General features: G+C 63.7%; 14 protein-coding genes. 4 read left to right on the top strand and 10 right to left on the bottom strand.

All coding sequences use genetic code 11. The features are described from left to right. Positions 1 to 91: 91 nt before the first annotated feature. Positions 92 to 700, top strand: coding sequence for a hypothetical protein (locus tag VFL62_RS08050; RefSeq protein WP_325171841.1), 609 nt, complete (start codon positions 92 to 94; stop codon positions 698 to 700). A 125-nt stretch (positions 701 to 825) separates the two neighbouring features. Here VFL62_RS08050 and VFL62_RS08045 read toward each other — a convergent pair whose 3' ends face one another. The 8 genes from VFL62_RS08045 to ffh all read right to left on the bottom strand — a co-directional run bounded on the left by VFL62_RS08045 (position 826) and on the right by ffh (position 6832). After that, positions 826 to 1038, bottom strand: a complete 213-nt coding sequence (locus tag VFL62_RS08045) for a hypothetical protein (RefSeq protein WP_325171840.1) — start codon at positions 1036 to 1038, stop codon at positions 826 to 828. Positions 1039 to 1161: 123 nt separating this feature from the next. Beyond that, positions 1162 to 2568 (bottom strand): 3-isopropylmalate dehydratase large subunit, encoded by a 1407-nt coding sequence (gene leuC, locus VFL62_RS08040; RefSeq protein ID WP_325171839.1) that lies wholly within the window; start codon positions 2566 to 2568, stop codon positions 1162 to 1164. 74 nt (positions 2569 to 2642) lie between these two features. Continuing rightward, on the bottom strand, positions 2643 to 2768 hold the full coding sequence (locus VFL62_RS08035) for a hypothetical protein (RefSeq protein WP_325171838.1): 126 nt from the start codon (positions 2766 to 2768) through the stop codon (positions 2643 to 2645). A gap of 223 nt (positions 2769 to 2991) precedes the next feature. Then, complete coding sequence (rplS, locus tag VFL62_RS08030; RefSeq protein WP_325171837.1) at positions 2992 to 3372, bottom strand: 50S ribosomal protein L19; 381 nt, start codon at positions 3370 to 3372, stop codon at positions 2992 to 2994. Positions 3373 to 3478: 106 nt separating this feature from the next. Beyond that, positions 3479 to 4204 carry a tRNA (guanosine(37)-N1)-methyltransferase TrmD gene (gene trmD, locus VFL62_RS08025; RefSeq protein WP_325171836.1) on the bottom strand — a complete coding sequence of 242 codons (726 nt, stop codon included), beginning with the start codon at positions 4202 to 4204 and terminating at the stop codon, positions 3479 to 3481. A gap of 110 nt (positions 4205 to 4314) precedes the next feature. Next, positions 4315 to 4872: a ribosome maturation factor RimM gene (rimM, locus tag VFL62_RS08020; protein WP_325171835.1), complete on the bottom strand. Its 558-nt coding sequence runs from the start codon at positions 4870 to 4872 to the stop codon at positions 4315 to 4317. 18 nt (positions 4873 to 4890) lie between these two features. Further along, positions 4891 to 5226 carry a 30S ribosomal protein S16 gene (rpsP, locus tag VFL62_RS08015; RefSeq protein WP_325171834.1) on the bottom strand — a complete coding sequence of 112 codons (336 nt, stop codon included), beginning with the start codon at positions 5224 to 5226 and terminating at the stop codon, positions 4891 to 4893. Between the two features lie 49 nt (positions 5227 to 5275). After that, a complete protein-coding gene (gene ffh / locus VFL62_RS08010) occupies positions 5276 to 6832 on the bottom strand; it encodes a signal recognition particle protein (protein WP_325171833.1) in 1557 nt (518 codons plus the stop codon). Positions 6833 to 7071: 239 nt separating this feature from the next. Between ffh and VFL62_RS08005 the strand changes: the two genes are divergently transcribed. Beyond that, the gene (locus VFL62_RS08005) at positions 7072 to 8055 is read left to right on the top strand and encodes an MBL fold metallo-hydrolase (protein ID WP_325171832.1); all 984 of its coding nucleotides are present in this window, start codon (positions 7072 to 7074) and stop codon (positions 8053 to 8055) included. A 104-nt stretch (positions 8056 to 8159) separates the two neighbouring features. Here VFL62_RS08005 and VFL62_RS08000 read toward each other — a convergent pair whose 3' ends face one another. Together VFL62_RS08000 and VFL62_RS07995 are read right to left on the bottom strand one after the other, a co-directional pair. Then, the gene (locus VFL62_RS08000; RefSeq protein ID WP_325171831.1) at positions 8160 to 8891 is read right to left on the bottom strand and encodes an SIMPL domain-containing protein; all 732 of its coding nucleotides are present in this window, start codon (positions 8889 to 8891) and stop codon (positions 8160 to 8162) included. Positions 8892 to 8898: 7 nt separating this feature from the next. After that, positions 8899 to 9564: a GyrI-like domain-containing protein gene (locus VFL62_RS07995; RefSeq protein ID WP_325171830.1), complete on the bottom strand. Its 666-nt coding sequence runs from the start codon at positions 9562 to 9564 to the stop codon at positions 8899 to 8901. A 186-nt stretch (positions 9565 to 9750) separates the two neighbouring features. Between VFL62_RS07995 and dapF the strand changes: the two genes are divergently transcribed. Both dapF and VFL62_RS07985 read left to right on the top strand, forming a co-directional pair. Further along, the gene (gene dapF / locus VFL62_RS07990) at positions 9751 to 10623 is read left to right on the top strand and encodes a diaminopimelate epimerase (RefSeq protein WP_325171829.1); all 873 of its coding nucleotides are present in this window, start codon (positions 9751 to 9753) and stop codon (positions 10621 to 10623) included. After that, on the top strand, positions 10620 to 11265 hold a 646-nt coding region (locus tag VFL62_RS07985), incomplete at its 3' end, for a radical SAM protein (protein WP_325171828.1). The genes dapF and VFL62_RS07985, both read left to right, overlap by 4 nt.

Raw genomic sequence — 11265 nt, 5'->3', positions numbered from 1 at the left:
CACTCAGCGAAAAATAATTGACGAGGCGATGCGCTGAACGCGCCGAGGCGGAGCCGTGTTTGCGGCTGGTAGAGCCAAAGGGATTACCGAGATGAGTAGTTCAGTTCGATTTTTCCTTTCGCCGCGTGCCTTGGGCATGGCTGCGCTTCTCGCGGCATCGGTGATCGGCCAGCGAGCCGACGCGATGTCGCCGATCAACCCGGGCGGTGGCACCACCCACGTCATGTCAAATGGAATGACGATTGAAGTCCGCGGCGGACATGGCGGCGGCGGAGGTGGTGGTGGCCGAGGCGCCGGCGGTTGGGGTGGGCACAGCTTCGGCGGTTTCAGCGCCGGCGGCGCGAGCCGCTCCTTCGTCCGCGGCGGCGCCATCGGCGCGACGGCGCCGAGCGTTGCGGCACCCGTTCCCGGGCCGGGCGTTGCACATTTCGCCGGACATGGATTCGTCCACCGGCACCATCATTTCGGCAGGGTCTTTGTCGGCGGCGTCTATTACGACGATTACCCGTATGACGATTCCGATTACACCTACGATGAACCCGCTTACACCGTCTATCCCGCTCCCGCCTTTGTCGCTGGAGGAGGCTGCTATCGGGTGCTGACCGTGCACGGTCCGCGTGTTGTCTGCCATCACCGGGCCAAGCGTCACGCCCACCGTGTTCACCGGCGCCTCCATCATCGCAGGCATCATCGCGCCTAACGTTGAGGTTCGAGACACGTGAGGTGAGGTGAGTCAGGCGCCCCTAACGGGCGCCTGATCCCTTTTGTACAGCAGCGATGTGCCGAAATGGCAAACGAGCCGTGCGTTCGTTCGCACGCGACCGCTCAGATCCAGTCCTTGAGCTTCCAGGGCTTGATCTTCCAGGGCGTCAGGTTTTCCATCCGCCATTGTTCGAGCCGGTCTGGCGGCCAGTGGCCCATCTTCACGGCTTCCTTGGCGACAGGCTGCTTGACGCGCGGCATCACGCGGCGATAGCGCTGCTTGGTCGCCTCGCCGATCATATCGACGAATTCAGGCTTGTTGGTCTTGTCGGCCATGACGGTTCTTTCGCGAGAGGCGCGAATGGACTTCCATAGCGGTCAAGTTTGCGCGCAACCGGTTAACGGCGTCCTTCTTTGAGGACGCCGTTTTGACGCAAGTCGGGCTATTTGACGCGCTATTTAGTGCCAGTCGCGGATGTCGACGAAATGGCCGGCGATTGCGGCCGCCGCCGCCATGGCCGGCGAGACCAGATGGGTCCGGCCCTTGAAGCCCTGGCGCCCCTCGAAATTGCGGTTCGAGGTCGAGGCGCAGCGCTCTTCCGGCTTGAGCTTGTCCGGGTTCATGGCCAGGCACATCGAGCAGCCCGGCTCGCGCCAGTCAAACCCGGCCTTGATGAAGATCTTGTCGAGACCTTCGGCTTCGGCCTGTTCCTTCACGATGCCTGAGCCGGGCACGATCATCGCATAGACATTGGCATTCACGGTCTTGCCGGCCGCAATCTTGGCCGCCGCGCGCAAGTCCTCGATGCGGCCGTTGGTGCAGGAACCGATGAAGGCGCGGTCGATCTTGATATCGGTGATCTTGGTGCCGGCCGTCAGCCCCATATAGTTCAGTGCGCGCTGCTTCGACAGCCGCTTGGCTTCGTCCTCGATCTTGTCGGGGTCGGGCACGAAACCGGTCACGGACGCCACGTCTTCAGGCGAGGTGCCCCAAGTCACGATGGGCGGAAGCTTGGCGGCATCGAGCCTGATCTCATGATCGAAATGCGCGCCATCGTCGCTGCGCAGGCTTTCCCAGTAGCGCACCGCCGCATCCCAGTCCGCCCCCTTCGGCGATTTCGGGCGCCCCTTGAGGAATTCGAACGCCGTTGCGTCCGGCGCGATTAGGCCGGCGCGCGCGCCGCCTTCGATCGACATGTTGCAGACCGTCATGCGGCCTTCCATTGACAGCGAGCGAATGGCCTCGCCGGCATATTCCAGCACATAGCCGGTGCCGCCGGCCGTTCCGATCTCGCCGATGATCGACAGGATGATGTCCTTGCCGGTGACGCCGTCCGGCAACTTGCCGTCGACCGTCACGCGCATGTTCTTGGCTTTTTTCTGAATCAGGGTTTGCGTCGCCAGCACGTGCTCGACCTCGGAGGTGCCGATGCCGTGCGCCAGCGCACCGAACGCGCCATGCGTCGAGGTGTGGCTGTCGCCGCAGACCACCGTCGTGCCCGGCAGCGTGAAGCCTTGCTCGGGACCGATCACATGCACGATGCCCTGGCGGCGATCGAACTCGTCGTAATATTCAATGCCGAAGTGCTTGGCGTTCTCGGCGAGTACCTTGATCTGCTCGGCGCTTTCCGGATCGGGATTGGGCTTCTTGCGATCGGAGGTCGGTACGTTGTGGTCGACGACCGCGAGCGTCTTTTCCGGCGCGCGGACTTTGCGGCCGGCTGTGCGTAGGCCTTCGAAGGCCTGCGGCGAGGTCACTTCGTGCACCAGGTGGCGGTCGATATAGATCAGGCAGGTGCCGTCGTCGGCTTCGTGAACCAGATGGTCGTTCCAGATCTTGTCGTACAGGGTTGTCGGTTTGGACATGAGCTTCGAGCTCCTAAACTAGAAATCGTGAGAGTCGGAAATCGCACCGAAAAGCGGCGCACAAAGGCGCAGCGTCAAAACGCGCGCGCAAGTTCCGAGGTGGCCGAGGTCGCAAACCGTCCGAAGAAGCGGCCGGGCAGACGCGCGTGATCGTCGATGACGATCAGGCGATGGGCGGTGCTGGTGCGATTTAGAACCATTTGAGGTCGATATATAGCACGCGAGCGCTTTATGGCGAGATGCCTTGGCGCGCGTCAGTCATTCCGGGGCGATGCGTCAGCATCGAACTATGGTTCGCAATTGCGAACCTGAGAATCTCGAGATTCCGGGTCTATTGCTCGCGCACAATCCCGGAATGGCGTCGCAAAAATAAAAAGCGCGGGGATGAACCCCGCGCTTTGATCAAGCCCGAACAGGGCCGAATTACTCGTTGACGGCGGCCGCGCGCTCGGACTTCTCGACGATGCGGGCCGACTTGCCGCGCAGATTGCGCAGGTAATAAAGCTTGGCGCGGCGCACCTTGCCGCGGCGCACCACCTTGATGGAGTCGATCATCGGCGACATGATCGGGAAGACGCGCTCGACGCCCTCGCCGTAGGAGATCTTGCGCACCGTGAAGCTCTCGTTGAGCCCGCCGCCGGAGCGACCGATGCAAACGCCTTCGTAGGCCTGCACGCGTGTGCGGTCGCCTTCGACCACCTTGACGTTGACGATCAGCGTATCGCCGGGGGCGAAATCCGGAATGTCCTTGCCGGCGGACATCTTTTCGAATTGCTCTTTTTCGAGCTGTTGAATCAGGTTCATTGGTAATCTCCATCGGCGGCGCGCCCTGCCGATTTCGGGGGCTCGCGATCCTTGCTGCCGTCAGTTCGCGGAATTGGCGCTCGTATAAGGCAAAGGGCGCGTCTTGTCACTCCTTTGTCGCGCTTTTTGCTGCGTTTTCGTGGGCGGCCCATAAATCCGGCCGCCGGACCTTGGTCAGCGCTTCCGCTTCCGCCCGTCGCCAGGCTGCAACCTTGGCATGGTCGCCGGAGGTAAGGATTTCCGGGATTTGGCGTTCCTCGAAGCTTTGAGGACGGGTATATTGGGGGTATTCCAGTAAGGATTCGGCAAAACTCTCTTCCGAAGCCGACTCTGCCTTGCCCATCACCCCCGGCAGCAGCCGGACACAGGCGTCGATCAGAGCCATGGCGGCGATCTCGCCGCCGGAGAGCACGTAGTCGCCGACCGAGATTTCCTCGAGCTGGCGCGCCTCGATCACCCGCTGGTCGACCCCCTCGAAACGGCCGCAAATGAGCAGAGGGCCGGGCCCGGCCGCCAGTTCCCGCACCCGCGCCTGGGTCAATGGCTGACCCCGTGGGCTCATCAGGAGGCGCGGCCGGTTTGAAGCGACATTCGCGGCGTCGATCGCCGCGGCCAGAATATCGGCGCGCAGCACCATGCCGGGGCCGCCGCCGGCCGGGGTGTCGTCGACGCTGCGATGGCGATCGGTCGCAGACGCCCTGATGTCGCGCGCTTCAAGCGCCCAGACCCCTGTGGCAAGCGCCTTTCCGGCCAGGCTCACGCCAAGCGGGCCCGGAAACATCTCCGGAAACAGGGTCAAAACGGTTGCGCGCCAGGGCGAGAGAAGAGCCATGATTTCCCAATCTCGTCGTCCCGGACAAGCGAAGCGCGATCCAGGACCCATAGCCACTGCAGTGAATGTTGCGGTGGGGCAATCAGTTTAGCCAAAACCGCGGCTTGTAGTTATGGATCCCCGCTTTCGCGGGGACGACGGACGGAGGAATCCCGCTCCGGCGCATCTCCCTCGATTTCCCGGGGCAGTTCGATCATCACCCGTCCGGCGGATATATCGACGATTGGCACCACAGCGTTGGAAAACGGCAACAGGATCGTCGCGCCGCTCGGCGGCGCGATTTCGATGATGTCGCCGGCGCCGAAATTATGGATCGCAATGACGTGGCCGAGCGGTTCGCCCGCGGTCGTCATCGCATCGAGCCCGATCAGGTCGGCGTGGTAATATTCGTCATCGTCGGTCGCGGGCAGTTTTTCCCGCGGAATGTATAATTCGATGCCGTTGAGGCGCTCGGCCTCGTCGCGGCTCGCAATGCCCTTGAAGGTGACGACAAGGTGATCCTTGGCTTGCCGCGCGCTCGCGACTTCGAAGTGGCGCGCGCCGTCCTTGGTCGAGAGCGAACCGTAGTCCTTCACCGCGAACGGATCTTCGGTGAAGGTCCATAGCTTGACGGCGCCACGCACGCCGTGCGCAGCGCCGATCCGGGCGACGCAGACCTGTGCGGGCACCGTCGCTTTCCGAAAGGCTTACGCCGATTTCGCGGCGGCTTCGGCCTGCGCCTTGCGCTCCTTGCGCGGCACGGCCTTTTCCGGGTTGTTGCGCTTTTCGCGCTTCTTGACGCCGGCGGCGTCGAGGAAACGCATCACGCGGTCCGACGGCTGCGCGCCCTTGGCGAGCCAGGCCTTGAGCTTGTCCATGTCGAGCTTGAGCCGCTCGGCGTTGTCCTTGGGCATCAGCGGATTGAAGTGGCCGAGGCGCTCGATGAAGCGACCGTCGCGCGGAAAGCGCGAGTCGGCGACGACGACGTGATAGACCGGGCGCTTCTTGGTGCCCGCGCGGGCGAGGCGGATAACGACTGACATTTGGTTCTCCTAAAGACTGTTGTTCGAATGAGGTTGATTGGTAGTGCAGTTATTTCTTCTTCCCCAAACCCGGGAAGCCGCCGAGGCCGGGAAGCGTCGGCTTGTTGGGCAGGCCCGTCAGCCCCGGCACGTTCGGCAGGCCGGTGCGCAGCCCCTGGGGAAGTTCTTTCGGTAACGAAGGCATGCCTTCCGGCAACCCGCCACCGCTTTTCATTTTCTCGGCCATCGCCTTCATCTGCTCGGGTGAAGGCATGGCGCCGCCGCCAAAGCCCATCGCCTGCGCGATGCCGGCGAGCGGTCCGCGCTTGCCCGAACCCATGGCCTTCATCATGTCGGCCATGTTCCGGTGCATCTTGAGCAGCTTGTTGAGGTCTTCGACCTTGCCGCCGGCGCCGGCCGCGATGCGCTTCTTGCGGCTGGCCTTGAGAATATCCGGGTGCTTGCGTTCCTGCCGCGTCATCGAATCGATCAGCGCGACCTGGCGCTTGATGATCTTGTCGTCGATGCCGGCATTGGCGATCTGGTTCTTCATTTTCGCGATGCCCGGCATCATGCCCATCAGGCCGGAGATGCCGCCCATGCTCGCCATCTGCATCAACTGCTCGCGCATGTCGGAAAGATCGAACTGACCCTTGCGCATCCGCTCGGCGGTACGCGCGGCCTTTTCGGCGTCGATATTGGCGGCGGCCTTCTCGACCAGCGAGACCACGTCGCCCATGCCGAGAATACGGCCGGCGATGCGTGCGGGATGAAAATCTTCCAGCGCATCGGTCTTTTCGCCGGTGCCCATCAGCTTGATCGGCTTGCCGGTGACCGCGCGCATCGACAGCGCCGCGCCGCCGCGGCCGTCGCCATCGACGCGCGTCAGCGCGATGCCGGTCAGGCCGACGCGCTGATCGAACGCGCGCGCCAGATTCACCGCGTCCTGGCCGGTCAAGGAGTCCGCGACCAGCAGCACTTCATGTGGATTGGCGGTGGCTTTGATTTCCGCCGCTTCCGCCATCATCTCTTCGTCGAGCGTGGTGCGGCCGGCGGTGTCGAGCAGCACGATGTCATAGCCGCCGAGCTTGCCGGCTTCCAGCGCGCGCTTGGCGATCTGCGCCGGCTTTTGCCCGGCGACGATCGGCAGTGTCGGAATATCGAGATCGCGCCCGAGCACCGCGAGCTGCTCCATCGCCGCCGGGCGATAGATGTCGAGCGAGGCCATCAGCACCTTGCGCTTGTCGCGCTGGACCATGCGGCGGGCGAGCTTTGCGGTGGTCGTGGTTTTGCCGGAACCTTGCAGGCCGACCATCATGATCGCGACCGGCGGCACCGCGTTGAGGTCGATGCTCTGGCCGTCGGAACCAAGCGTGACGACGAGCTCGTCGTGGACGATCTTCACCACCATCTGGCCTGGGGTGACCGACTTGACGACGGTGGCGCCGATCGCCTGCTCGCGCACGCGATCGGTAAAGCTGCGAACCACATCGAGTGAGACGTCGGCCTCGAGCAGCGCGCGGCGCACTTCGCGCATCGCCGCATCGACATCGGCCTCGGTCAGCGCGCCGCGGCGCGTCAGCCGATCGAGAATGCCACCCAGCTTTTCCGACAGATTGTCGAACAAGTCTCGCTCCAAACACGTTTGCGCCCGAGGGCGCATCGCGCTGTCGGGCGTTGACCTCCGGCCTCGCGGGCCGGTCGGCGGGTCGAAAAGACAAACCTTTTCGAAGAAGTGCGGCGGTTTAAACGCCCGTGAGCGCGAAAAGTCAAGGAAACTCAGCGTCCCGAATGGCGCTATCGTGAAGCCGGCAGTTCGCCAGCGCCCTTGCAAATTCGGCTCATTTTGCCGCCAATCCTCCCCCGATGCACGGTTCCAGCAAAAAACCACCTTCCGATCACTTTGATGGCCGGATTTTTGTCGATCCCGACGGAATGCCGCCGAAGACCTTTCGCGAAATCCTGCGCTGGCAGTTCGGCGGCGACCGCAACCGCGCGGTCTGGCCGAAATGGGCGCCCAGTCCCTACGCCGACACCCCGCCCGCGCGCGTCGAAGACAATAAGGCGCGGCTATCCTTCGTCGGGCACGCCAGCTGGCTGATTCAGACCGGCGGCCTCAACATCCTGATCGATCCGGTGTGGTCGGAACGGGTCTCGCCCTTTGCTTTTGCCGGGCCCAGACGACGCAACGACCCCGGCATTGCCTTCGACGCCTTGCCCAATATCGACGTCGTGCTGGTCACGCACGGCCATTACGACCATCTCGATGTTGCGACACTGTCGCGGCTGACGAAGAGATTTGCACCGCGCGTGATCACGCCGCTCGGCAACGACCTCACCATGAAACGCGCCGATCCCAGGATTCGCGCCGAGGCGTTCGACTGGCACCAACGCACCCAAATCGGTAGCCGTGTTGCCGTGACGCTGGTGCCGACGCGGCACTGGTCGGCGCGCGGGCTGTTCGACCGCAACCGGTCGCTGTGGGCGAGCTTCGTCCTGGAAACGCCGGCGGGAAAAATCTACGCCGTCGGTGACTCCGGCTATGGCGTGGGCAAGCACTTTCGCGATGTCGGGCGGATGCATGGCCCGCTGCGGCTGGCGCTACTGCCGATCGGCGCTTACGAGCCACGCTGGTTCATGAAGGACCAGCACATGAACCCGTCCGACGCGGTGATGGCGCTTGCCGATTGCGGCGCGGCGCAGGCGCTCGCGCATCATCACGGCACGTTCCAGCTCACCGATGAAGCCATTGACGCGCCGGAAATTGCGCTGGCCGAGGCGCTCGACCAGGCCAGTATCCCGCGCGAGCGCTTTGCCGTGCTCAAGCCGGGCCAGGTGTTCGAGATCTAGCTGTCATCGCGAGCGATAGCGAAGCGATCCAGCGAAAGAATCTGGATTGCTCCGTCGCAAGATTGCTCTGCAATTTTGTCGCGGGCTCCTCGCAATGACGAGAGCTACATCTCTTTCTTGATCGCCCAGGTCATGCCGACCGTAATCGACAATGTCTCTTCGCCCTGGGCGATCGGTGTTGCCGAGGCTGCCATCGGCCCCGCCACCCTGGCGCGGAATAGCGGCTGTGCTGCGCCTTCCTCCGAGATGGTCAAAGGCGAACCCAGCGTGACGCCGGCAGCCTTGGCGTAGATTTCGGCCTTGCGGCGGGCGTCCGCGACCGCCTGCTGGCGCGCGTCGTCGAGCAGTTTCGAGGCCTGCGATACCGAGAAGTTGATGCCGCCGATCTCGTTGACGCCTGATGTCACCAGCGTATCAATGACATTGGCAACCTTGGTGACGTCGTGCAGGCGGATCGTCACACGGTTGCTGGCGCGATAGCCCGTGATCGACGCGGGCGCGCCCGGCTTGCCGGACGAATATTGCTGCTGGGCGTATTGCGGCTGCAACGATAGCCGCGAGGTCTGATAATCCTTCTCTTCGAGGCCGGTACCTTTCAACGCCAGCAGCACCTTGCCCATTGCCGCGTTGTTGGCGTCCGATGCTTCGCGCGCGGTCTTGGCTTCCGATGTCACGCCGGCATCGATCTGCGCCTGATCCGGCGGCACTGAAATGCGCGCTTCTCCGGTGACCGAGATGAAGGATGCCGGCTGATCTTCGGCGTGCCCCGGCGCTATAAGCGCCGCGCTCGCAAACGCAGCGAGGACCAAAGCGCGACGGAAAATTCGCGTTCTCATCTCGCCCTCACTTCAGCGGCACATAGACATTGATCACCAGCTTGTCCTCCTGAGTTTTCAGGGGATCGGTGATGTATTCCTCGATGAAGGTGTCTTTGGCCTCGAGCTTCTTGTCGTCGAGATGGTTTGTGATGGCCTCATAGGTGTTGTCCATGTTCTCGTAGCTGCCACGATGGACGAACTTGAGCGCCTTGCCCTCCGGTGACTTGGCGACGTTGATCGTCTTCGGCAGGTCCTTCGGTTCCTGCTCGACCGGAATTTCCGCAAGATAGCTGAAGCCGGTGTCGTCGGTGGAGGTGTAGACGATCATCGAATTGCCGGCGGCCTTGCCGCCATGCTTGTCGAGTTCGGTGGCCAGCGTCTTGAGCGAGGCCAGCAGCGTCTCGAAGGCGGTATCCCAGTTCGCCGTGCCCTTGGTGGCGATGACGGTTTTTCCGGTCAGGGTGATCGCCTCGCCGAAGGGATCGGCGGCCTGAACCGGTGCCGGGGGTGGCGCCGGCGGCTTGCTCGACGGCAGGTCCGCGGGAGACTTGGTTTCGGCGGGCGGCGGGGCGGGGGTCGCCGAAGGGGCAGGGGCGGAAGGCGACGGAGGCGTCTGGGCGCGGGCGGCCGGGAGAACGGCCACCGGGGTCAGGGCAATCAAGGCAATGCGGAACAAGCTCGGGTAGTTCATTGGGGGTCTTCTCCATGGCCACTCAAGGCCTGCGCGCGAACCGCCGATGCTTTAACACGCGAGCCGGGTGTTCGTCCCGTGACAGATATTGGCGGATAATTCATGGCCATCCTCGCCGGGCAAGGGCCTGCGACACAGATAAACCACATCTAGCTTATTCGGCCTCGTTGGCCATATAACAACTCGATGAGCGCGCTCGCCAACCATAGCTATGCCAAGATGAACGGGGCCGGCAACGAGATTGTCGTGGTCGATCTGCGCGATCGGCCCGGCGCGGTCACGGCCGATGATGCGCGCGCGGTCGCCTCGGTGAAGGGCGTTCACTACGACCAACTCATGGTGCTGCAGCCGCCGCGCCTGTCCGGAACCGAAGCCTATATTCGCATCTACAACAACGACGGCTCGGAGGCCGGCGCCTGCGGCAACGGGATGCGGTGCGTCGCGCGGCGCATTTTCGAGGCATCCGACAAGAACGCCGCGACGTTTGAGACCAGCGCCGGGCTGTTGAACTGCTGGCAGGGGCCGTCGGCGGGTCTCTATACGGTCGACATGGGAGCGCCGAAATTTGCCTGGCAGGATATTCCGCTCGCGGAAGAGTTTCGCGACACCCGCGGCATCGAACTGCAGATCGGTCCGATCGACGCGCCGATCCTGCATACGCCATCGGTCGTTAGCATGGGCAATCCGCACGCGATCTTCTGGGTCGACGATGTCGAGGCCTACGACCTTGGCCGCTTTGGCCCGCTGCTTGAGAACCATCCGATCTTTCCCGAACGCGCCAACATCACGCTCGCCCACATCGTCGATCGTGACCACATCACGATCCGCACCTGGGAGCGCGGCGCGGGGCTCACCAAGGCCTGCGGCTCGGCGGCCTGTGCCACGGCTGTTGCGGCCGCGCGGCTGAAGCGCGCCAATCGGATCGTCCAGGTCCGCCTGCCCGGCGGGGAACTCAGCATCGAATGGCGCGAGCGCGACGATCATGTGCTGATGACCGGCCCCGCGGTACTGGAGTTCGAAGGCCAGTTCGATCCGGCGTTGTTTGCCGCAGTTACATGAGCGTCGAGGTCGTCACCTTCGGCTGCCGCCTTAACGCATTCGAATCCGACGTCATGCGCGGCGAGGCCGAGCGCGCCGGGCTCACCGACACCATCGTCATCAATAGCTGTGCCGTGACCAACGAGGCGGTGGCGCAGGCACGCCAGTCGATCCGCCGGCTGAAACGCGAGCGGCCTCTGGCCCGCATCGTGGTCACCGGCTGCGCCGCACAGACGCAAACCGAACTATTTGCCGCCATGCCGGAGGTCGATCGCGTCCTCGGCAATGACGACAAGATGCGAGGCGAGGCCTGGTGGCGTGCGCGTGCCTCGTTTGAAGAGATGCCGGGCGCTGCGCCTCGCGACAAGGTGGCCGTCAGCGACATCATGTCGGCTCGCCGGATGGCCCCGGCCCACCTGGACGGATTGCAAAAGGGCCAGCCGCGCGCCTTCATGCAGGTGCAGAACGGCTGCGACCATCGCTGTACCTTCTGCATCATTCCCTTTGGCCGCGGCAATTCGCGGTCCGTATCGGTCGCGGATGCGGTCGCGCAGGTCCGCGCGCTGGTCGGGCGGGGACATGCCGAAATCGTGCTGACCGGCGTCGACCTCACGAGCTATGGCGCCGATTTGCCGGATGGCCCCAAGCTCGGCCAACTGGTCA

Origin of the sequence: Bradyrhizobium sp. (genome assembly GCF_035701725.1) — a bacterium.
Lineage (GTDB): Bacteria > Pseudomonadota > Alphaproteobacteria > Rhizobiales > Xanthobacteraceae > Bradyrhizobium.
The sequence above is the reverse complement of the archived record's forward strand: the minus strand, read 5'-3'. Positions and strand labels throughout refer to the sequence as shown.

Coding starts and splice junctions, on each gene's coding strand:
- VFL62_RS08005 (WP_325171832.1), top strand. CDS start 7,072: ATGCACGGTTCCAGCAAAAAACCACCTTCCGATCACTTTGATGGCCGG.
- rplS (WP_325171837.1), bottom strand. CDS start 3,372: ATGAACCTGATTCAACAGCTCGAAAAAGAGCAATTCGAAAAGATGTCC.
- VFL62_RS08035 (WP_325171838.1), bottom strand. CDS start 2,768: ATGGTTCTAAATCGCACCAGCACCGCCCATCGCCTGATCGTCATCGAC.
- VFL62_RS07995 (WP_325171830.1), bottom strand. CDS start 9,564: ATGAACTACCCGAGCTTGTTCCGCATTGCCTTGATTGCCCTGACCCCG.
- dapF (WP_325171829.1), top strand. CDS start 9,751: ATGAGCGCGCTCGCCAACCATAGCTATGCCAAGATGAACGGGGCCGGC.
- VFL62_RS08050 (WP_325171841.1), top strand. CDS start 92: ATGAGTAGTTCAGTTCGATTTTTCCTTTCGCCGCGTGCCTTGGGCATG.
- trmD (WP_325171836.1), bottom strand. CDS start 4,204: ATGGCTCTTCTCTCGCCCTGGCGCGCAACCGTTTTGACCCTGTTTCCG.
- rpsP (WP_325171834.1), bottom strand. CDS start 5,226: ATGTCAGTCGTTATCCGCCTCGCCCGCGCGGGCACCAAGAAGCGCCCG.
- VFL62_RS08045 (WP_325171840.1), bottom strand. CDS start 1,038: ATGGCCGACAAGACCAACAAGCCTGAATTCGTCGATATGATCGGCGAG.
- leuC (WP_325171839.1), bottom strand. CDS start 2,568: ATGTCCAAACCGACAACCCTGTACGACAAGATCTGGAACGACCATCTG.
- VFL62_RS08000 (WP_325171831.1), bottom strand. CDS start 8,891: ATGAGAACGCGAATTTTCCGTCGCGCTTTGGTCCTCGCTGCGTTTGCG.